This is a genomic window from Biostraticola tofi (assembly GCF_004343195.1).
Taxonomy (GTDB): domain Bacteria; phylum Pseudomonadota; class Gammaproteobacteria; order Enterobacterales; family Enterobacteriaceae; genus Biostraticola; species Biostraticola tofi.
Window position 1 is genome coordinate 313,938 of record NZ_SMCR01000004.1, and the last position, 20,171, is coordinate 334,108.

At 56.7% G+C, this 20,171-nt stretch carries 18 protein-coding genes and 2 pseudogenes; 12 read left to right on the forward strand and 8 right to left on the reverse strand.

All coding sequences use genetic code 11. The annotated features are described in order from the left end of the window. Nucleotides 1-42 precede the first annotated feature (42 nt). The 8 genes from EDC52_RS11260 (at nucleotide 43) to EDC52_RS11295 (ending at nucleotide 11,797) form a co-directional block, all read left to right on the forward strand. Nucleotides 43-1,197 carry a hypothetical protein gene (locus tag EDC52_RS11260; protein ID WP_131865416.1) on the forward strand — a complete coding sequence of 385 codons (1,155 nt, stop codon included), beginning with the start codon at nucleotides 43-45 and terminating at the stop codon, nucleotides 1,195-1,197. Next, a complete protein-coding gene (locus tag EDC52_RS11265) occupies nucleotides 1,184-4,603 on the forward strand; it encodes an ImcF-related family protein (protein WP_131865417.1) in 3,420 nt (1,139 codons plus the stop codon). Before EDC52_RS11260 ends, EDC52_RS11265 begins: the two co-directional genes overlap by 14 nt. Further along, a complete protein-coding gene (gene tssA / locus EDC52_RS11270) occupies nucleotides 4,603-6,198 on the forward strand; it encodes a type VI secretion system protein TssA (protein ID WP_131865418.1) in 1,596 nt (531 codons plus the stop codon). Before EDC52_RS11265 ends, tssA begins: the two co-directional genes overlap by 1 nt. A gap of 20 nt (nucleotides 6,199-6,218) precedes the next feature. Then, nucleotides 6,219-7,982: a type VI secretion system baseplate subunit TssF gene (gene tssF, locus EDC52_RS11275; RefSeq protein ID WP_131865419.1), complete on the forward strand. Its 1,764-nt coding sequence runs from the start codon at nucleotides 6,219-6,221 to the stop codon at nucleotides 7,980-7,982. Further along, a complete protein-coding gene (gene tssG, locus EDC52_RS11280) occupies nucleotides 7,982-9,040 on the forward strand; it encodes a type VI secretion system baseplate subunit TssG (protein WP_196237763.1) in 1,059 nt (352 codons plus the stop codon). The genes tssF and tssG overlap by 1 nt, the downstream gene beginning before the upstream one ends. Further along, the gene (gene tssJ / locus EDC52_RS11285) at nucleotides 9,021-9,557 is read left to right on the forward strand and encodes a type VI secretion system lipoprotein TssJ (RefSeq protein WP_196237758.1); all 537 of its coding nucleotides are present in this window, start codon (nucleotides 9,021-9,023) and stop codon (nucleotides 9,555-9,557) included. The genes tssG and tssJ overlap by 20 nt, the downstream gene beginning before the upstream one ends. Next, on the forward strand, nucleotides 9,550-10,002 hold the full coding sequence (gene tssE / locus EDC52_RS11290; protein ID WP_131865422.1) for a type VI secretion system baseplate subunit TssE: 453 nt from the start codon (nucleotides 9,550-9,552) through the stop codon (nucleotides 10,000-10,002). The genes tssJ and tssE overlap by 8 nt, the downstream gene beginning before the upstream one ends. Before the next feature lie 433 nt (nucleotides 10,003-10,435). Further along, the gene (locus EDC52_RS11295; RefSeq protein WP_131865423.1) at nucleotides 10,436-11,797 is read left to right on the forward strand and encodes a VasL domain-containing protein; all 1,362 of its coding nucleotides are present in this window, start codon (nucleotides 10,436-10,438) and stop codon (nucleotides 11,795-11,797) included. Here EDC52_RS11295 and EDC52_RS11300 read toward each other — a convergent pair. Next, on the reverse strand, nucleotides 11,755-12,306 hold the full coding sequence (locus tag EDC52_RS11300) for an SDR family NAD(P)-dependent oxidoreductase (RefSeq protein ID WP_131865424.1): 552 nt from the start codon (nucleotides 12,304-12,306) through the stop codon (nucleotides 11,755-11,757). The two genes, EDC52_RS11295 and EDC52_RS11300, sit on opposite strands and share 43 nt — an antisense overlap. Before the next feature lie 11 nt (nucleotides 12,307-12,317). Further along, complete coding sequence (locus tag EDC52_RS11305; protein ID WP_131865425.1) at nucleotides 12,318-13,067, reverse strand: SDR family NAD(P)-dependent oxidoreductase; 750 nt, start codon at nucleotides 13,065-13,067, stop codon at nucleotides 12,318-12,320. Between the two features lie 148 nt (nucleotides 13,068-13,215). Between EDC52_RS11305 and EDC52_RS11310 the strand changes: the two genes are divergently transcribed. Then, nucleotides 13,216-14,100, forward strand: coding sequence for a LysR family transcriptional regulator (locus tag EDC52_RS11310; protein WP_131865426.1), 885 nt, complete (start codon nucleotides 13,216-13,218; stop codon nucleotides 14,098-14,100). Nucleotides 14,101-14,317: 217 nt separating this feature from the next. Here EDC52_RS11310 and EDC52_RS11315 read toward each other — a convergent pair whose 3' ends face one another. The 6 genes and pseudogenes from EDC52_RS11315 to tnpB form a co-directional block, all read right to left on the reverse strand. After that, nucleotides 14,318-14,530 (reverse strand): hypothetical protein, encoded by a 213-nt coding sequence (locus tag EDC52_RS11315; protein WP_131865427.1) that lies wholly within the window; start codon nucleotides 14,528-14,530, stop codon nucleotides 14,318-14,320. Nucleotides 14,531-14,644: 114 nt separating this feature from the next. Continuing rightward, entirely contained in the window at nucleotides 14,645-15,556 is a 912-nt protein-coding gene (locus EDC52_RS11320) for a pyridoxal-phosphate dependent enzyme (protein ID WP_131865428.1), read from the reverse strand. 24 nt (nucleotides 15,557-15,580) lie between these two features. After that, nucleotides 15,581-15,937, reverse strand: coding sequence for a RidA family protein (locus EDC52_RS11325; protein WP_131865429.1), 357 nt, complete (start codon nucleotides 15,935-15,937; stop codon nucleotides 15,581-15,583). A gap of 30 nt (nucleotides 15,938-15,967) precedes the next feature. Next, nucleotides 15,968-16,669: a helix-turn-helix transcriptional regulator gene (locus tag EDC52_RS11330; RefSeq protein ID WP_131865430.1), complete on the reverse strand. Its 702-nt coding sequence runs from the start codon at nucleotides 16,667-16,669 to the stop codon at nucleotides 15,968-15,970. 134 nt (nucleotides 16,670-16,803) lie between these two features. Beyond that, a pseudogene (locus EDC52_RS11335) lies at nucleotides 16,804-17,077 on the reverse strand (IS66 family transposase); the annotation flags it as partial. Between the two features lie 98 nt (nucleotides 17,078-17,175). Then, nucleotides 17,176-17,352, reverse strand: a pseudogene (gene tnpB, locus EDC52_RS11340) (IS66 family insertion sequence element accessory protein TnpB); the annotation flags it as partial. Nucleotides 17,353-17,642: 290 nt separating this feature from the next. Between tnpB and frmR the strand changes: the two are divergent. The 3 genes from frmR (at nucleotide 17,643) to gfa (ending at nucleotide 19,747) form a co-directional block, all read left to right on the forward strand. Next, on the forward strand, nucleotides 17,643-17,918 hold the full coding sequence (gene frmR, locus EDC52_RS11345; protein ID WP_131865432.1) for a formaldehyde-responsive transcriptional repressor FrmR: 276 nt from the start codon (nucleotides 17,643-17,645) through the stop codon (nucleotides 17,916-17,918). A 66-nt stretch (nucleotides 17,919-17,984) separates the two neighbouring features. Further along, nucleotides 17,985-19,094 (forward strand): S-(hydroxymethyl)glutathione dehydrogenase/class III alcohol dehydrogenase, encoded by a 1,110-nt coding sequence (locus tag EDC52_RS11350; protein WP_131865433.1) that lies wholly within the window; start codon nucleotides 17,985-17,987, stop codon nucleotides 19,092-19,094. 77 nt (nucleotides 19,095-19,171) lie between these two features. Continuing rightward, on the forward strand, nucleotides 19,172-19,747 hold the full coding sequence (gene gfa, locus EDC52_RS11355) for an S-(hydroxymethyl)glutathione synthase (protein WP_131865434.1): 576 nt from the start codon (nucleotides 19,172-19,174) through the stop codon (nucleotides 19,745-19,747). Nucleotides 19,748-20,171 lie beyond the last annotated feature (424 nt).

Sequence of the window (20,171 nt, forward strand, 5' to 3'; positions counted from 1 at the left end):
CAGGTGATCTCCAGTGCACCGGATTGTGTAATAGGATAAGTAATGAGCTGGGAGCGTCAGAAATCAACGATATCGGCTAAACCCGAAGAACCTTCATTCATCCTGTGGATGCTGCTGGGGGTGCTCGCGCTGGTCGGGGGCGTACTGTTGTTTGTCCTGCATGCCAATCAACTGGCAGGACCACTTCAAACATTTAATCTTTGGGCTGTCACCGCATTCCCTACAGTTATCTGGTTTTTCTTTCTCTGTCTGCGTGGCTGGCTCTATAACAATGCGGTGGACAAACACGAATTTGAAGCCGGCGAAGCAGAATTTGCACAACAACAGTGGATGGACTGGGCTGGTCGCAATATTACAGTACTGCACAGCGGTGTAATGCTGCCTGCAAATCTGACATCTCAAAATTTTTTGGCTGCCCCGTCAGCGCTGGAGCAAAGCACATCTCTGACCCAACGAATTTGTCTGCACGGTCATGAGGCTCATTTTTCTGTTTTGCTTGCAGGGTTAAACCCGGCTTTGGCAAAGTTGTCTTCAGATATAGTACCCGCCGTCACACTGCTGACCGACTCTCACGATGATTTGCCAGCATTGCAGGATGCATTTGCACATGCCTGGCAGACAGCCATTCCTGATCGTCTGGTGCCACAGTTGACCATTCTTACGTCAAAGTCCTTCCTCTCACTTGATGGGCGAATTAAATCACCGACGCTGGATGTGGATTTAATCCTGATTCACCAGACTCAGGGGCGAGATGCGTACAGTGATGCCCTAGCCGTCCTGCTGTTGACCTCCGATGATGTGGCCGCAAAATATAAGCTCTCTTTTAATGCCCGTCTTTTGCGTCCAATGGCACTTGATATAGCGATTTCAGAAAAGTCACTGGATACGTTTTTCTCGACGCAAACTCAGGCCTGTTCCACCGCCAGTATTGTTGGCGACAACGTGGAATGGGGAAATGCATTCTCCGGTCTGCTTGAAGCAGCACAAAGTTATGGCGGTCATTGGAAATCTGAACAGCTCCACTGGCTGGAAAAATATGCCGGGCTCAGCGGCCCCTTTTCTCCATGGATAATGGCCGCAGTAGCCAGCGATATCGTGAATATACAAAAATCAGACTGTCTGATGCTTTCTGCAGATGGTGAGCAGATATTTATTAATACAGTGCAAACAGGGAACCGAAACGATGACAATGGGTGATTCAGCATGGCGCGGAAGCTGGGGACGACTGGGCTTCTCCGCGCTTTTAGCCAGCGGGATTGCCTGGTTAATCTGGCACTTTGGCGACCGGATTGGGCTGCACACTACGCTTCTGAAAAGCCTGACGCTTGCCGGTGCTTTATTGCTGTTACTGATGCTTCGTCATGGCAAAACAATTAGTCTTGCCATCAATCAAGGATGGCACCGTTTTCAGGCAAAGCGTAAAAATGTGCTGCCCGTCGATGAAGGTCGCGTTAAACAGACCGCACCACGCAACGTCACCGTCGACATCATCCGCCTCGCCATGCGTAACCTCTACGGTCGGCGTTGGGGGCGTAAAACACGCATCCTGCTGGTCACTGGCACCGCCTCTGAGGTCGAGCTGCTGACCCCTGGCCTGACAGATCAGCTCTGGCAGGAAGATCGCGGAACGCTATTGCTGTGGGGCGGGGACCTCAATACGCCGGCAGATAGTGCCTGGCTGACCGCGCTGCGTAAACTGCGCCGTCGTCCGGTGGATGGTCTGGTGTGGGTCACCTCGACCTTTGACCAGCTGTCAGCGCCCGGGCTGGAGCGACCTTCACCGGTCCCGTCTGAAAGCACTATGGATTCCCTTTCCCATGCCATCAGTGACCGTATGAATGTGCTGGGCTGGACACTCCCGCTGTACGTCTGGTCCCTGCATCCGCGCGCCGGTCAACCGGAAGGGCGCATTGTGCAGGCGACGGGTTGCCTGCTGCCTGCCGGGTGTCGCGCGGAGGGGCTCGCAGAGCAGCTCGCCGCCCTGACGCCGGAGCTGACCACTCAGGGTCTGCAGCAAACCTGTGGAGACGTGAAGCATAATTTCTTGCTGGCCCTGGCGGACCAGCTTATCCGTGAACCGGAGAGCGTGACCATTCCGCTGTCGGTGATGCTCAATCCGTACCGTCCGTTGCCGCTGGCCGGGCTTGTGTTCAGTCAGCCCTCTGCCGGTGCTGAGCGCGCTGTCAAACATCACTGGGGGATGGATAAGCGCTGGGATGTCCTGCCTGACTCAGTCCGTTCCCTGCCTGCGGCGTTGCGGCCACATAAGCCCGGCATTCCGTGGCGGAAGGTAATGGCGTCTGTTGTCGCTTTGGCGATGGTGGGCTGGGCCGTCTGGATGGGCATTGCCTATGTCGCTAACCGCAGCCAGATTGGCGGGGCAGAGTCGCAGGCAACGCTTGCCATACAGTCAAACCAGCCGCTGGCGCAGCGTCTGCATGCCCTGTCTGAACTGCAGAAAACCCTGGCCCGCCTGCAGTACCGCGCCGGGCACGGCGTGCCATGGTATGAACAGGCCGGGATGAGCCAGAATAACGCGCTGCTGGCCGCGCTCTGGCCACGCTATCAGGCCAGCGCATTGCCTTTGCTGCGTGATGCGGCAGCCAGCCATCTGCAGAAGCAGGTCAGTGCCTTTAACGCGTTACCGCCGGGCAGTCCGCTGCGCGAGCAGATGGCAAAAACCACCTATGACCAGCTCAAACTCTACCTGATGCTGGACCGCCCGGAACGTATGGATGCGGCCTGGTTCAGCAGCGCGCTGCTGCATAACTGGCCGAAACGTGAAGGCGTGAAAGACAGCGTCTGGCAGGGCATGGCCCCGTCACTGCTGTCGTTTTACGGTGCGCAGTTGACAGCCCATCCACAATGGACGTTATCCGCAGATGAGGCCATGGTCAGTCAGGCGCGTTCGCTGCTGGTTCGCCTGATGGGCGTGCGCAACAGCGAGTCCTCCCTGTATCAGAAGATGCTCTCTCAGGTGGCGCATCTGTATGTCGATATGCGTCTGGATGATATGACCGGCGACACGGACGCGGCGCGGTTGTTCAGTACTACCGAGGTGGTGCCGGGGATGTTCACCCGCCAGGCCTGGGAGCAGGCGGTGCAGCCGGCCATCGAGAAAGCGGTGAAGGCGCGCCGGGACGAGCTCGACTGGGTGCTCACCGACAGCAAACGCCAGGCGACCTCTCGGGATGACGCGTCCCCGGAGGTGCTGAAGCAGCGCCTGACGGACCGCTATTTTGCGGACTTTGGCGGGGCCTGGCTGGCGTTCCTCAACAGTCTGCGGCTTCACCGGGCCGCCACGCTGTCGGACTCGATTGACCAGTTGATCCTGATGGCCGACGTGCGCCAGTCGCCTCTGGTGGCGCTGATGAACACCCTGAACGTGCAGGGGCTTACCGGCCAGGCCGGCGAAGCGATTTCTGACTCGCTGGTGAAGTCGGCGAAGAATCTGCTGGGTGGGGACAATAAGGATGCGATTGACCAGAGCGCCGGCGTTCACGGCCCGCTGGACGCGACCTTTGGCCCGGTGCTGGCGCTAATGGACAAAGCCCGCTCCGGCACGCAGGCCCAGAGCCTCCAGTCATATCTGACCCGTGTCACCCAGGTGCGTCTGCGCCTGCAGCAGGTGACCAACGCGGCCGACCCGCAGGCGATGGCCCAGACCCTTGCCCAGACGGTATTCCAGGGCAAGGCCGTCGACCTGACCGAAACCCGCGACTATGGCAGCCTGATTGCCGCCGGCCTCGGCCAGGAGTGGAGCGGCTTTGGTCAGACGGTATTTGTGAGCCCGATGGAGCAGGCCTGGCAGCAGGTGCTGACCCCGGCGGCAGACAGCCTCAATGCCCAGTGGCAGCAGGCGGTGGTTAGCGAGTGGAACAGTGCGTTTGGCGGGCGCTATCCGTTCCGCAATATCAGCAGTGAGGTCTCCCTGCCGCTGCTGGCAAAATACCTCAATGCCGATTCCGGGCGTATTGCGCAGTTCCTGCAAACCTGTCTTAAGGGCGTGCTGCATAAGGAAGGGACTCACTGGGTGCCGGACAGCATTAACGCGCAGGGGCTGACCTTTAACCCGGCCTTCCTCAACGCCATCAATACCCTGAGCCATATCGCGGATGTGGTGTTCACCGAAGGCAACGCCGGAATGTATTTCGAGCTACGTCCGGGCACCGCCGCCGGCGTGATGCAGACTGACATGATTATCGACAGCCAGAAACTGACCTATGTAAATCAGTTGCCGGCGTGGAAGCGCTTCACCTGGCCTGCGGATACTGAGGCGCCTGGCGCTAACCTGAGCTGGATAAGCACGCAGGCGGGTACCCGTCAGTATGCGGATATCCCCGGTGCCTGGGGCTGGATACGCCTGCTCGAGAAAGCGACGGTCAAGGCTTACCCGGGCGTCGGCAGCAGCTACAGCCTGAGCTGGAAAGCGCAGGACGGACGCCCTCTGAATTACACCCTGCGAACCGAAGCGCAAGAGGGGCCGCTGGCGTTGCTGAAACTGCGTAATTTCCGTCTGCCGGAGACCCTCTTCAGCACGACTGGTGCGGCACCGTCAGACCCGGTTGCCAGTGCAGGTAACGACGCCGGGGAGGATGACTGATGAGTACGCTGAATGCATTACTCAGCGCCTGCCAGTCAGAGGAAACGCCACTGCTTGCTGCCACCCTTGAACGCGTGGCGCAGTGGGAGGGCTGGCTGCAACCGCTGTCAGAGGCGTCCCCCGTCGGGGACGACCCGGGCTATGACGATGACTTCCAGCAGATGCGGGAAGAGGTTAATAAACTTTCCGGGGCTGACACGGAACTCATTTGCCGGCTGGCGGAGAAACTGCTCATCGGTACGGCCAAAGACATTCGGGTGGCAACGTACTACTGCTGGGCGAAGCTGCACCGCGAAGGTGAGCAGGGGCTGGCGGAAGGGCTCGAACTGCTGGCCGGCCTGCTGGAGCGCTTCGGCGCGCAACTGCACCCGCAGCGTGACCGCAGCCGCAAGGCGGCGCTGGAATGGCTGGCCGGTTCGCGCATGACCGACAGTCTGTCGCTGTACCCGGAAGTGGTCAGGGAAGAGGCGGTGCGTACCATTGGTGCACTGTTGCTGATTGCGCAGCTAACAGATAATGAGCCCGATGAAACCCGCCCGCAGTTCAACGCGTTGTACGGCGCGCTGGAAAGTCGTCTGCAGAAAGCGGGCGGCGTGGATGCGGTGGTACCGCAGAACGCCAGTACCAGCGAAACCCCTTCGGCTGCCAGTCACAGCGATGCCCCGGCCATCGGGCGGATCACGTCCGGTCAGGATTTGCTGGCTCAGGCCCGCACCCTCACCGAATACCTGCGCGAGCAGCCAGATGGCTGGCTGTCAGCACACCATCTGATGAAGAGCCTGCGTCACGACACCCTGCGGGCCATCCCGGCACCGGATGCGCAGGGGCGTACACGCATCGAGCCGCCAAGGGCGGATCAACGCGCGTTACTCAAACGCCTCTACCTGCAGCAGAACTGGGCTGAAATGCTCGAGACAGCAGACAGTACCTTTTCCCGCGGTGCCAATCACCTGTGGCTGGATTTGCAGTGGTATATCCACCAGGCCCTGATGAAGTCCGGTCAGGTAACGCTGGCCGACATTGTGGCGGCTGACCTGAAAGGGCTGCTGAGCCGCATGTCAGGCCTGGAAACACTGGCCTTCAGTGACGGTACGCCGTTTGCGGATGAAATAACGCTGAACTGGATCCAGCAACATGTGCTGGAAGCGACGAGTGGGTGGGGCCATGACATGCCATCCGCACAGATGGCTGCCGGTCACGATGACATTCTGGCGCTAGAGCCGGAAGCTGTGGCGCTGGCCGACAGCGAAGGTCCGGATGCTGCGTTGGGCTGGTTACAGAACCGGACTGGCATGGCTACTGACCGTCAGAAATGGTTATTGCGTCTGCTGATGGGGCGTATTGCTGAGCAGTACGGTAAAAATGAGCTGGCGGTGCATCTGTTTGCGGAGCTTTGGGCACGTGCCAGTGAAGTCTCCCTCACTCAATGGGAGCCTGAGCTGTTGTTTGAAGTTCAGGCCCGCCATTTGAAACTCCTTCGGTTGAAAGCCGGGCGCAGTGAGGCTGACAAGGCTCGTCTCACGCCGATGATGGACCAGTTACTTGCCGGGCTGATCGCAGTCGATCCAGCCCGTGCTGCCGTGCTTTGCGGTTAAATCCACAGGAACAGAAATAAATGGAAGGTTTGACCCTGCGCTATTACGACGCGGAAATGCGTTACCTCCGTGAAGCCGCCAAAGAATTTGCTCAGACCCATCCCGATCGCGCCGCCATGCTGGACCTCGATAAGGCCGGCACGCCCGATCCGTATGTTGAACGTCTGTTTGAAGGCTTCGCTTTTTCGATGGGACGGCTGCGGGAGAAGATTGACGACGACCTGCCGGAACTGACCGAAGGGCTGGTCAGCATGCTCTGGCCACACTACCTGCGTACCATTCCATCACTCTCGGTGGTGGCGTTCACACCCGCGCTTCAGGCCGTGAAAATGGCGGAAGTGATGCCCGCGGGTCTTGAAGTGTACTCCCGACCGGTGGGGCCGAAGAACACGGTCTGTCGCTACCGCACGACCCAGGATGTGATGCTCAATCCGCTCAGTATTTCGGGTGTCACCATAACCACCGAAACCGACGGACGTTCGCTCCTGCGCATGCGTTTTGCCTGCAGTACGCAGGCGGACTGGTCACATGCTGACCTGAGTCACTTGAGCCTATATCTTGGCGCTGATGCGCCCGTCAGTAGTCAGCTGCACCTGATGCTGACCAAGCGACAGGCGGCGCTGTATATGCGTCTGCCTGGACAGACTGACCGTATCCGCCTTGACGGGTACTTCTCCCCGGGCGGTTTTGCTGAAGAGGACGGGCTGTGGCCAAAAGGCGATACTGCCTTCAGTGGTTATCAGCTGCTGCTGGAATACTTCACCTTCCGCGACAAGTTTATGTTTGTTCACCTCAATGGTCTGGACGGTATCACGCCGCCGTTGGGGACGGAGTATTTCGATATTGAGGTGGTGTTCAGTACACCGTGGCCGTCAGATCTACCGGTCACCGATGATGCCGTCCGCCTGCATTGCGTGCCGGTGATTAACCTGTTCACGCTGGAAGCGGACCCGCTCACCATCACCGGGCTTGAAAGCGAATACCTGCTGCGACCGAAACGACTGCAGGACGGGCACACCGAGATTTATGCCGTCGACTCAGTCACGGGCTCGAACCGGACCCGTGATGCGGAGTACGTGCCGTTCAGCAGCTTCCGGCATAAAGGCGGCATGATGCGCCGCCAGGCCCCACCGCGTTATTACCATACCCGGGTGAAACGCAGTGTCACCGGGCTGTATGACACCTGGCTTATTCTGGGCGGTCACCAGTGGGAAGATGACCGGTTATTTGAGCGTGAAGCCGTCTCACTGCAAATCACCGGCACTAACGGTCAGTTACCGCGCCGGGCGCTTCAGAGTACGCTGCTTGACCGCTGTGAACAGGTGGTGCAGGCCCCGTTAACGGTCAGAAATCTCTGTAAGCCCACGCTGCCGGTCTATCCCCCTGCCGAAGACCGCTTTCACTGGCGGGTGCTGAGCCATCTCGGCTCCGGCTTTCTCAATATGATGAGCTCTGCCGAAGTGCTGCGCGGGACGCTGGCGCTCTATAACTGGCAGGAAGATGAGCTCAATAACCGCCGGCTTGAGGCCATTCAGCATGTTACGCATCACCGTCTGCAGCGTTTTGTGCAGGGGTATCTACTGCGGGGGCTGGATATCGAAGTCACCCTCGACAGCAACGGTTTCACAGGAGAAGGGGACATTCACCTGTTTGGCGAAATGCTCAACCGGTTCTTTGCCCTCTATGCCGACATGAACCAGTTTAACCAATTCACCCTTATTGTTCAGCCAGAAGGAAAGTGCATCCGGTGGAAAGAGAATCACAGTCCGCGCCTGCCCGGTTAATGGCGCAGCTGGGTGACCGGCTGCCCTATATCAACTTTTACCGTTTCTGCCAGCTCCTGGAGCAGAGTCAGCCGAATCAGCCGGTAACCGGCAGCACCTGGCATGTGCGTCATGAACCGGTGCGCTTCCGACCCCATCCGGGGATGGGGTTCCCGGCCTCGGAAATTAAAGCGCTGGAGCCGGCGGAACATCCACACCTGCCGCCCACGGTGCGTATCACCTTTATGGGACTCTATGGCGTGGAGTCGCCGCTGCCGACGCACTATATCGATGACATTACCCAGCGGCGGGAAGGGTATGAAGCGACCGCTGATTTTCTCGATATCTTCAACCATCGGTTGATTGCCCAGTACTACCGTATCTGGCGTAAATATTCGTATCCGGCGAGCTTCGAAGCGGGCGGCAGGGACAATATATCGCAGTACCTGTTGGGGCTCGCGGGGCTCGGGATTGACGGTTGTACGGACAGTATCGCGGCACCCGCCTCACGCTTTCTGGCACTGTTACCGGTGATGTTACTCCCGGGGCGTACCGCGGAAGGCCTGGCCTCTCTGGTGCGTCTACTGGCCCCGGACACGCAGACAAAAATCTGGCATCACGATAAACGTCGTGTTCCGCTGAAAAAGCCGCTGACCATGAGCGTGTGTCAGCCTGTTACCCTCAAGAACCGGCCGGTGATGGGCAACTATGCCACCGATGTGAACAGCCAGGTGCTGATGAGGTTGTCCACCGCAAACCCGGAGGAAGTGCAGGGCTGGTTGCCCGAGGGCGACCTCCACGCGGATTTAATGGCACTGCTGCATGTGTATCTCGGGTCACGTCTCGATGTGCGGCTGCAGTTGTGTGTGGACCGCAGCCTGCTGCCTGACGCGACAATGAGCAGTGAACCTCAGGCAGGGGGGGTACAGCTGGGCCGCACCGCCGTGATGCGACCGCTGAATGTAGCGAAGACAACTACACACCCCAAAACAATGATCATCAATCTTGGCCGCTATGAGCGCGTTCAGGAAAATATTCACCGCAGGGAGACCGATGAAGATGGCGATTACCGCTGGTAAAACCACCTTACTTACTCTGGCGTCGGGCATCGCGATGATGCTGACAGGCTGTGGCCTGACCCAGAAAGTCACGGACGGCACAGTAGCTGTGACCAAAGCTGTTTTTTATAAGCAGGTGAAAACCCTGCATCTTGATATTCATGCCCGTGAAGCCATCAATAACAATGCCGGTGGGGTGGCGCTGTCCACGGTGGTGAGGGTTTATCAACTGAAGGACCGCAGGACGTTCGACAGTACGGATTACCCGTCCCTGTTTAAGGCCGACAGTCAGGCCCTCAAAGCGGACCTGGTGGCGGAGAAAGACATTCGTCTGCAGCCGGGCGGGGCCGTGATGGTCGATATGCCGATGGACGAGAATGCGCAGTATGTGGCGGTGGCCGGGATGTTTATGTCACCGGATCAGGTAAACAATACCTGGCGGGTGGTGCTGAAGCGGGACGATCTCGATCCGGACAAGGCGAGGATAATTGAGGCGGGTAATAACCGGCTGACGCTGAAGGCGCTTAAAGATGAATGAGGCCCCGCGTCCGTCGCTGTATGAGACCCTCTTTGGCAATTTCACCGGCGGGCTCGACCTGCATCAGGTCAGTGAGCAAAACCAGGTGATTATGTCGGTACTGGACAATATGCAGCGTATCCTCAACTGCCACGCCGGTACGCTCACGCATCTGCCGGACTACGGACTGCCGGATATGACTTCGGTAATCAATGGGCTGCCGGGTATCGAGCATGAACTGATGAAAACCCTCTCTGGGGTGCTGCTGAAGTATGAGCCCCGGCTGAAAAAAATCGCAGTGGTGATCCAGCAACAGACAACGCCTGGCGAGCTGCGCTATGCCATTGATGCTGAGCTGAAAGGCGTGGGACTGGTGCGCTATGGCACGGAGTTTATGCCCGAAGGCCGCGTGCTGATACGCCATATGAAACAGCAAAACTTTCTTGGCCACCAGGCCCGGATTTAGCGCGATACAATCCTCTACCACCGGGTCAGAGCACTATCGATGTCAGCAAAAGCACGGTTCCTGCAAAAACTTCAGGGTAAACATTCGCGCCCAGATCCCTATGCAAGTAAAGGCCAGGCTGACCTGGCCGCGTTTTGTCAGTGACTGGGCGCACTGCAGGAAAGCATCGAAACCTGGCTGGCGCAAACCGGGATAACGCTCATCAACCCTCACTGCGCCCTAACGGAAATGCTTATCAGCAACAGCGCATTCACGGTTCCCTACTTTAAACTTCATGATGAAAATCGGGGGGTGAAATTCACTGCGGTATTTTTATACGGGCAGAGCGTGACGGGGTGTGTGGAAGTGCCCCTTGCTGCCTTAACGGGCAGGAGGGTTGTTATAAGGATCTGGGTCTTTTTTATTTACCTGCATGTTCGGGGATAACGCCACAATGCAAAGCACTGAACCACGATATATCCGGACGGGAGGGGATCCCCGGTCGTTCACTGACTTCACCGCGCTGCGGGATGAAATGGGGAAACTGACGCATCCGGCGCGCCCGGATGTCAACTGGCGAAATGTGGAAAAACTCTGTCTCAGTCTGTTTGAACATAACGGCGTCGAACTTCAGACTGCTGCCCGGTACACGCTGGCCCGCACCCACATTGCGGGACTGCACGGTTTAAACGAAGGGCTCTTCATTCTGGAAGCTCTGCTGATTGGTCAATGGGGAAACCTGTGGCCGCAGCCGGTCCATGCGCGCATCGAAATACTGGCAGGGCTGAGTCGGCGTCTGCAGCAATTCCAGCGTACGCAGGCGCTGGTTTACAGCGATTTGGGCGCTCTGTATCAGGCTGAAAAAAGCCTTACAGCCATCAATGAAGCTCTGCAGCGTCTGGAATTGAAGCATCAAACGGGCCTGGATGCCCTCCGCCAGCAGTTTCACATTGCGGCAGTTCGCCTGGAAAACAACACCAGCGATGCCGAGAGCCCCTCCCCATCGCCTGAGATTCTGATACCGGCGGCGATCGCGCTACGGGAAAATGAAGGGGACCCATCGCACCGGTGGGTGTATGTGGTGCAGCCTGCGCCGGAGTCCTGGATTAACGTGGTTCCTGCCCGGGCAAGAAAACCCTGGAGATCGTTTGTTGCAGGGATGCTGACCATGTTACTGACGGGCGGTCTGTTGTGCTGGGGGCACACCATCCTGACCGACCACCCACAGCAGAAAGCGCTGATGGCGTCAGTGGCGCAGCTGCCCGCTCCACTGTCGGAAGAGGCTTTGCTGACGTTGCATCAGCATAGCCCGCCGTGGCTGAAAGAAAATACGCAATGGATAAAGCAGACCCAACAGCAATTGGAACAGCTGGCCGCGATGTCGCCGGACTGGCCACTGGCACAGGGTACGGCGCTGGTTCGCCAGGTGCAGATGTTGTGGCCCGACACTGCAGTGGCTGAGGCTGTTTCGCAGCAATGGCAACGACAGCTGGAAGCTTCCGCCGCTTCCCCGGACAGTCTGGGAGGCTGGCAGCGTGGTATCACGCAACTGCAACAGCTGGCTGATCAGTTGAATCATCTGGACGGTCAGAAGGGGAAATACATGACGGTCAGCGAGCTGAAATCGCAGGTATTTGCTATCACCCAGGCGTTTAACCAAACAGTACCGGTCGAAGAGCAACTGCGCCAGTTGGCGCACCAGCCGGCTGACAAACCTGACCCGGTCGCGTTACGTGCGCAGACCGCGCAGCACCTGAAACAACTCTTGGCGCGCTATGCCCTGTTGGACAGAGGGACAGATGAAAAAGCCCGCTGAATTGCCAATGCCGCCACCTTCGCAATATCCTGCGGCTGGTCCAGCCTGCCGAGCGGCGTGCGTTCGATCATGTCAGTTTCGAACGGGCTGCCAATAAATCCGGCACTGATAATGCCTTCGGTATGGGTCCCTCCTGGCGCCAGGGTATTGACTCTGATGCCTCGTGAACCAAGTTCAGCTGCAAGCACCCTGGTCAGAGCATCGAGAGCGCCTTTGGTAGCGGAGTAGACTGCGGCGTTGTTCACAAGAATATCAGGTTCCCCGTATGCACGCCTGGTTTCGGCAAACAGCCTCTTTACATCAGCCGCAATTGCTACGCTGGCCTGAACGGCAATCGCCTGGCCGCCCTCTGCCTCAATGGCTGCGACAACCTTATCGGCTCCGCTACGATCAGACGCAGAGTTCACCACCACCCGCGCCCCCTGGCGCGCCAGTTCCCGGGCGATGCCCGCTCCGATCCCTTTTGAAGCGCCGGTAACAATAGCCGTTTTTCCTGCCAGTCTTTTCATTGATAACTTCCTTACAGCTGTGTCATGCCGCCGTCGACGACAAGATCGGTTCCGGTGGAGAAACTGCTTTCTTCCGATGCGAGAAAAAGAGCGGCGGCGGCCAGTTCATCCGGCTGTCCTAAACGCCCGAGGGGCACCATGGCCGCGGCCTGTTGACGAAAGGCTTCGGCCTCCTGCGGCGTTCCAACCTGCCCGTCAATAATAGGCGTATCGACAGGGCCGGGACTCAGCGTATTCACCCGGATATGCCGTGCTTTCAGTTCCGCCGCCGCGGTCCGTACCAGGGAGCGCACCGCAGCCTTGGTGGCATTGTAGACGCTGTGGCCCGGCAGCCCTTTTGTCGCCAGGCAGGATGAGACGAGAATAATCGAACCCCCTTCGCGCATCGCCGGAAGCGCTCTCTGCAGGGTAAAGAATGTGCCTCTAACGTTGATGTCGAACATCTGGTCATAATGCTGCTCCGTCACTTCACCGATTGCCGACGATGCAATGACGCCGGCATTGGCAACGAGGATGTCAAGCCCACCTTCTTCCTGCTGCACCGTGGTAAACAGCCGGTCCAGACTGTCGGGGGAGGCGATGTCGGTCTGGATCGCTTTCGCCTGTTTACCCAGCTTAGCCGCCGCCGCTTCAAGCTCAGCCAGTCTGCGGCCAGCGATATAAACCGTCGCCCCTTCCTGGATGAAGCGCCTGGCGATCGCATAACCGATCCCGCTGGAGCCGCCGGTCACAACAGCAATTTTAGAGTCCAGTTTGCCCATAGTTTCCTCACTTACATTGAATTCATTGACAGGTCGATTGTCTGCCAGGTGAAAAAATGCACCATGGCTATCGAATTTTCAGTATGATTGAGGCTGAGCCAGAATTAAACTGGCGAAAATTGCACAATACTTGTGAGAAAACGCACCAATGGACCACTGGGATGAACTTCGCATGTTTCTTGCCGTGGCGGAAGGCGGTACGGTACGCGCGGCCGCTGACGCGCTGGGCGTCAACCACGCCACCATCATTCGCGGCATTGGTCGGCTGGAAAACAAGCTTAATAGCAAGCTGTTTGAAAAGCTGGCAACCGGCTACCGGCTGACGGACGCGGGCACCGACATCGTCGAACTTGCCGGGCAGATGGCGACAGCGTCATCTCAGATTGAAGCAAGAGTTTTCGGCAGGGATCAGCGTGTTTCCGGGCCTTTGAGGTTTACGCTTCCCATCTCTTTTGCAACCGACCTGCTGATGCCTACGCTGGCGGGTTTTATGCATGCTTACCCGGATATTGCGCTGGAGATTATCGCGTCGGGCACCATCGCCAATCTGGGCAACCGTGAGGCGGATGTCGCCCTTCGCGTGGTCACAGGGGATACCACGCCGCCAGGCAATCTTTACGGCATGAAACTGTGTGAGTTTTATACGGGATACTACGGCCATTTAACTCTTTTAGCAGCCCCTTCAGGGTCTATACCCTGGTTGCTGGGACCCGGCGAGGCCGTTCCGTCCGAATGGCTGCCTGAAGGGGGGATCAGGATGACAGCCACGCCAATCCGCTTCGCGGAAATGCGCTCTCAGTTTGAGGCGGCGCGCGCGGCCATGGGCATCACACTTCTGCCCTGTTTTCTCGGCGATGTCGATCCGGTGCTCGCCCGTGTACCCGGAGGACCGGTCGCGCGCATTGGCGACGTCTGGCTGCTGACCCACAGTGAGACACGGCAGACGAAGCGCGTGCGGCTTCTCTGCGAACATATCCGCACTGCGATGCAGGACTACGCTGGTAGGATGGCAGGACGGCCCGATATTATCTGAGATAAATAAACAGAGCGGGTAATAAAGGATAGTCCGGCCGCGACAGAAAACCAAGAACAGTCTGATGCTCAGGTTGAGATCCGACGGCTCCAGAAGGAACTGAAACGGGTTACTGATGAACTCACAGCCAGAAGCGGACGTTATCACCGCAGTATTTAGTTACGTTTTTACCGTTCAGCCAACTTATACTGTACCGAGAGATGTCCTTTCTTCTCCTTTACAGCGTTATCTGAACCTCGCCCACGTCGGATGTCAGCAGCACATGCGTGCCGCCGCAGGCATACGCGGGCAAATCGCCCCACGTGATCATACGGCTGCCCCCTTCCTCCTGATGATGGCGGGGCAGCGCCTGGTTAACCAGTTCTGACACGCCCCGGGCAAAATCCTCTGCGGTCACCGGCGTTGGCAGGCGTAGCGGCTCAAAGACCACGCGTCCCTCCCCGGGACGATGGTTCCCCGGTCGGAGGGCTGGCCGCCGGACAGACAGGATTTTGCTTAAGGTTGAGGGAGGAGCGGTCCGGTAATGCGGAACCTGCCGCAGTAATCAGCCGGTAAAACCTTTAAGAGAGTCGATGGTGGCCGTCGATCCGCCACACACAATCACCAAAAAGTTTTTATGGCTGTCGGCAGGAATTTTTTTGCCATAAAGCAGAGCCAGCGCCGCGCCGCAGGCGGGCTCGATCAGAACCCGATTGTCGTCCAGGAATGTCAGACAGGCGTTTACCGCCTCGCCGTCGGTCACCTGCACCGGTACAACAGTTCTTTCACTGGCAAGCCTGAACGCCCGAAGGCACACCTGACAGGCACCAAGTGAAGTTGCCACGCCCGTCAGTACGGGAACTTCCGTCGGACCGCCCGCGTCCAGCGCGGCGGCATAGGAAGCCATACCTTCCGTTTCAGCGGCATAAATCGGCACGTCCGCAAGCCCATTGCGGCGCAGCCCTTCGTCAACGCCGGCCAGCAGCCCGCCGCCGCCCACCGAAAGCACTACAGCATCCGGCCGGACGCCTGCGGCGACCACCTCATCGATCATGGAGGCATGCCCCTCCCAGAGAAGCGGATCATCAAAAGGATGCAGAAAGGCGTCTTCGCCGGTCAGCAGCGACAGCGCCAGCTCGTTGGCTTCAGACCACATTTTTCCGTGAACGATAACCTCTGCTCCCTCACACTGCAGCAGATGGCGGCCGCGCTCCGGCGTGGTTTCAGGTACCACCACGATGACGGGTACACCCAGCCGGCGACCCGCATAGGCCACCGCCAGGCCTGCGTTGCCGCCGGAGGATGAGATAAAACGGCGGGCACCGCGGGAAAAATGCTGTTCACAGGCATAGCCGATGCCGCGGATTTTAAACGACCCGGAAGGCTGCAGCGCCTCCATTTTCAGCCATACGCGTGTGTCGTTAAGCTGACCCAGCGGGAGGGATTCAAGCAGCGGGGTACAGATACTCAGTGTCATGGGTTTACTCCGGTAAAATGAACGTCAGGCCAGCGCCATCACTTCAACTTCAACATCGAGGCCGAATGCCAGCTGGCTGACGACGGTAGTGCGGGCCGGAAAGCCGTCAGGGAAGCCTGTCCGCCAGGCGTCATTAAACGCCTGAAAGTGCGCTATATCAGACAGCCAGACGGTGGCCTTCACGACCTGACTGACCGATGACCCGCAGGCTTCAAGCGTGTCGGCTATGTTCTGCAGAATGGTTCGCGTCTGTTCTTCGATGGTACCGCGTACGGGTTCGCCCTGCGCATTCATGGACATCTGACCGGACAGAAACAGAAAGCCGTTGGCTTCCACCGCACGGGCAAACGGAAATGGCAGCGAGCCGGGATATCTTTTCATCGGTTATCCAGCGCTGAGAGGGGTGACCCGTCATTCAGCATTTTTCAGTTCATCAAGGTAGTTGTAGATGGTGTAGCGGGTGACGCCGAGGGCCGCCGCCGCTTTTTCAACGCCGCCTTTCATCAGGAAAATGCCTTTTTCCTGCATCTGCTGCACGGCGAGAAGTTTAGCCCTTTTACCGTCGGCTCTTCCGGCGCCAGGGCTGAGGGCCGTGGCGCTGCTGATAATATCGCGCATCAGATCTTCAATGTTGTCGGGCGACACACCGCTTTCCTCCTGCGGGATGGCCTCTTCACGTTGTGATGGCATAGCGGCGGTCAGATTCTGCAGTACGCTGAGGGCCTTACGGATATTTTCATCGTCAACATTAATGCAGAGTGCGGCAAAGGGCCGTGCATTACGTCCCCGATAGATGGCCGTGCTGCTCCGCAGGGGTGCGCCTGAGCGGCTGAACGTCTCGTAATCGGTCAGAAGCGTTACGGCTTCCCGGCTTTCCTCCATCGCGCTGATAAACGCTTTGTCAGTGCGCATGCCGGAAAGTATGGAATCGCCCTGACGCCGCCCGGTAACGTGCGCATTCACGATTTCAGCAATGGAATATTCCGGCCTGCGGAGGTCATGAAGAACAATCTCCGTATTAGATGAAATGATGCTGCCAATAGCACGGACGGCTGCGGCGAGTATACGCAGCACATCTTCCTCATAAGACTCATCCGGTCGGTTACCAGTCATAACGCAAGCACCATAATTAAACAATATGTTGAATAATTTAGAGCTTTTATCGCCTTAGGCCAACACAATGTTTAAATTAACGCTGCGTGTGATATACAGGCATTTATCAAGAATCAAAGGCCTGTTAAACGTAAGCGTCCATCATGCGCCATGCAGGCCGCTTCCCGGATGGCCCCGACCTCACGTTCAGGGTGATACAGGTCGTTAAAGCCGGCATATGCATCAGCTTGCAGCACACCGCTGAACCCGGCCAGCTGGGACTGTGGATGGATACCCTTACGGTCCGGCGAGTAAGTGAACCATACCGCCGGCGGCTGTGACGAGCCGGCATTGCGATCGTCGCGCACATACACCCACAACCGGCCGATTTCGCGTTCGCGTTCGTCCAGGGACTCTCGCAGGGCCAGGATAACCCGGCCCTGTTCGGCCAACTGCTGTGTAAGGGGATGAATATTGTCGGTAGGTTGATATTTCAAATGCCCGGCATAGTACCGGGATAGCGATTTTTATAATTTAGACAGGGAGTTAACAAGCCTTTTAGGTTGCCTCCAGTCGATGCCTTCGAGCAACATTGCCAGTTGCGCCGGGGTAAGGAACACCTTACCCTCCCGGGCCGAAGGCCAGGCAAAGCGCCCGCGCTCAAGGCGTTTTGACAGCAGGCACAGACCGTCGCCGGTGGACCAGTGTAGCGGACTTACTAACACCCTGACGCATCAGAAACGCGGAAGCCCGTCAGTTCGCCTGACTCCGCAATTATCCTTTTTCTCGTATTTGTTTATATAATAATCACATGCCATTACTAAATGGCGCCCGTAAATGACAGTTCAAATAAATTTCCTGATTGTTTCTTAAGAGAAATTAATTTACAGGCACGTGTCTAGTAGACTTTTTCATCTTATTGAAATGTAAATATACTATACCCCCCTACAGTATAAAGGTATACTCCCTCCCACTATCCATGAGGTGAACGCCTATGCCACATACACCAGAAGAAAAGAAGAAAGTCCTTGCTCGCGTCAAACGTGTACGCGGTCAACTGGAAGCACTGGAATTGGCCCTGGAACGTGGGGATGACTGTAGTCCGGTGCTTCAACAAATTTCTGCTATACGGGGCGCAGTAAACGGTCTGATGGCGGGAGTGTTGGAAAGTCACCTGCGGGAAGAATTCAACAGCGTTAATTCCACAGCAGAATCGAGAGATGCATCAATTGATGACGCCGTTTCACTGATACGGACGTATCTGCGCTAATTAATCAATATCCTGGACAGGATGCAGAAGCAGCCTGTCTGTGCCTAAACCTTTAAAGGACCCCCTATGAAATCACGTGCCGCAGTTGCATTTGGTCCAGGTAAGCCGCTCGAGATCGTAGAAATAGACGTTGAGCCACCTCGCGCTGGTGAAGTATTAGTTAAAATTACCCATACCGGCGTTTGTCACACCGATGCCTTTACGCTGTCTGGTGACGATCCGGAAGGTATTTTCCCGGCCGTACTGGGTCATGAAGGCGCGGGCGTGGTGGTAGAAGTCGGGGAAGGGGTGACCAGTGTCGTGCCTGGCGATCACGTTATCCCTCTCTACACTGCTGAATGTGGAGAATGTCTGTTCTGTAAATCAGGAAAAACCAACCTCTGTGTCGCCGTTCGCGCTACACAGGGTAAAGGTCTAATGCCTGATGGCACCACACGTTTCTCCTATAACGGTCAGCCAATTTTCCACTACATGGGCTGTTCAACCTTTAGTGAATATACCGTCGTTGCAGAAGTCTCTTTGGCGAAGATTAATCCGGAAGCCAACCACGAACACGTATGCCTGCTTGGTTGTGGTGTCACAACTGGTATCGGCGCGGTTCACAACACCGCAAAAGTTCAGGAAGGCGATTCAGTTGCCATCTTCGGTTTAGGTGGTATCGGCCTGGCTGCCCTGCAGGGTGCTCGTCAGGCTAAAGCCGGTCGCATCATTGCCATTGATACCAACCCGGCTAAATTCGAGTTGGCCAGGAAATTCGGTGCCACTGAATGCCTGAATCCAAACGACTTCGACAAGCCTATTCAGGAAGTGATTATTGAAATGACCGGATGGGGTGTTGACCATTCGTTTGAGTGTATCGGTAACGTCAATGTAATGCGGGCTGCGCTGGAAAGTTCTCATCGCGGCTGGGGCCAGTCCGTGATTATCGGCGTGGCCGGCGCAGGGAAAGAGATTTCAACACGTCCATTCCAGCTGGTCACAGGTCGTCAGTGGAAAGGTTCCGCATTTGGTGGTGTTAAAGGCAGAACTCAGTTGCCGGGCATGGTTGAAGCCGCGATGAAAGGCGACATCGAACTTGAGCCTTTCGTGACACACACCATGGAGCTGGAAAAGATTAACGACGCCTTTGATCTGATGCATGAGGGCAAATCAATCCGTACCGTCATTCATTACTAATCGCTTTTATCCCAGAGCTGAAGCGTGCTGGCTTATATTCGGCAGCACGTTCTTATATTATCAATAAGGAAACTGCCATGGCTCATATCAACCTGCATCCTGCAATTAATCATGGTTTCAAACCAACGGACGAAAACTTTTCTGGTGGGACATTGAAGTGTCATTGCGCCCGTCATCCAGTCGAAGTTATCGTTCAGGCCCAAACGATGCACAATCATGCCTGTGGATGCAGCAAATGCTGGAAACCTGCAGGTGCGACTTTCGCGATAATCGCGGTAGTTCCGCGCGAAAAAGTGAGTGTTATTGCCAATCCGGAAAAAATCAAGATTGTTGATGAAAGCGCTACTATTCAGCGTCACGCCTGTAAAGAATGTGGTGTGCACATGTATGGTCGTATCGAAAATAAAGACCATGCTTTCCACGGTCTGGATTTCGTACATACTGAGCTTTCTGAACAGTCAGGCTGGTCGGCTCCTGCATTCGCGGCCTTTGTTTCTTCAATTATTGAAAGTGGTGCTCCGGTATCACAGATGAATGAGGTGAGAAGCAGCCTGAACAAGCTTGGTCTGGAAACCTATGACTGTCTGTCTCCTGCATTAATGGACGTGCTGGCAGCGCACACGGCTAAACAGAAAGGCACATATCACGCCTGACAATTTTGTATAAAAACAGGTGAAAAGTGGAATTAAAATAGAGACGGGCATGATTACCTTAACCGGGCAAGAGAAACATTGCTCGCCGGTAGGCGCTTCAGCATTACGAATGTCCCTGAATATACGCACGCCTGCATGAAATATGCGCCGTAGTGTGTCTTTTGCCGCGTTCAATTACGTGCCCGTTGAATCCTCCCGCACCGCGGCATGTACCGGATAAAAGGCATTCAGCGACCCGGGCTTGCAGGCGTTCTTCGGGGGTACGCTGTGGTAAGTTGCCAGCCATGCATAATGCCTGTCATATATCATTAAATGCAGGTTACTTTATATAACTACCCTCAATTACTTAAGTAAGTAACGAGATAAACAGGCGCACTGGCCAGGTTTTATAAACACTATATTTGTTAAGCTCTTTTTTGTAGGA

Coding starts and splice junctions, on each gene's coding strand:
- tssG (WP_196237763.1), top strand. CDS start 7,982: ATGGCGCAGCTGGGTGACCGGCTGCCCTATATCAACTTTTACCGTTTC.
- EDC52_RS11260 (WP_131865416.1), top strand. CDS start 43: ATGAGCTGGGAGCGTCAGAAATCAACGATATCGGCTAAACCCGAAGAA.
- tssF (WP_131865419.1), top strand. CDS start 6,219: ATGGAAGGTTTGACCCTGCGCTATTACGACGCGGAAATGCGTTACCTC.
- EDC52_RS11330 (WP_131865430.1), bottom strand. CDS start 16,669: ATGACTGGTAACCGACCGGATGAGTCTTATGAGGAAGATGTGCTGCGT.
- gfa (WP_131865434.1), top strand. CDS start 19,172: ATGGCTCATATCAACCTGCATCCTGCAATTAATCATGGTTTCAAACCA.
- EDC52_RS11320 (WP_131865428.1), bottom strand. CDS start 15,556: ATGACACTGAGTATCTGTACCCCGCTGCTTGAATCCCTCCCGCTGGGT.
- EDC52_RS11300 (WP_131865424.1), bottom strand. CDS start 12,306: ATGAAAAGACTGGCAGGAAAAACGGCTATTGTTACCGGCGCTTCAAAA.
- EDC52_RS11350 (WP_131865433.1), top strand. CDS start 17,985: ATGAAATCACGTGCCGCAGTTGCATTTGGTCCAGGTAAGCCGCTCGAG.
- tssA (WP_131865418.1), top strand. CDS start 4,603: ATGAGTACGCTGAATGCATTACTCAGCGCCTGCCAGTCAGAGGAAACG.
- EDC52_RS11305 (WP_131865425.1), bottom strand. CDS start 13,067: ATGGGCAAACTGGACTCTAAAATTGCTGTTGTGACCGGCGGCTCCAGC.
- EDC52_RS11295 (WP_131865423.1), top strand. CDS start 10,436: ATGCAAAGCACTGAACCACGATATATCCGGACGGGAGGGGATCCCCGG.
- frmR (WP_131865432.1), top strand. CDS start 17,643: ATGCCACATACACCAGAAGAAAAGAAGAAAGTCCTTGCTCGCGTCAAA.
- EDC52_RS11265 (WP_131865417.1), top strand. CDS start 1,184: ATGACAATGGGTGATTCAGCATGGCGCGGAAGCTGGGGACGACTGGGC.
- EDC52_RS11310 (WP_131865426.1), top strand. CDS start 13,216: ATGGACCACTGGGATGAACTTCGCATGTTTCTTGCCGTGGCGGAAGGC.
- tssE (WP_131865422.1), top strand. CDS start 9,550: ATGAATGAGGCCCCGCGTCCGTCGCTGTATGAGACCCTCTTTGGCAAT.
- EDC52_RS11325 (WP_131865429.1), bottom strand. CDS start 15,937: ATGAAAAGATATCCCGGCTCGCTGCCATTTCCGTTTGCCCGTGCGGTG.
- tssJ (WP_196237758.1), top strand. CDS start 9,021: ATGGCGATTACCGCTGGTAAAACCACCTTACTTACTCTGGCGTCGGGC.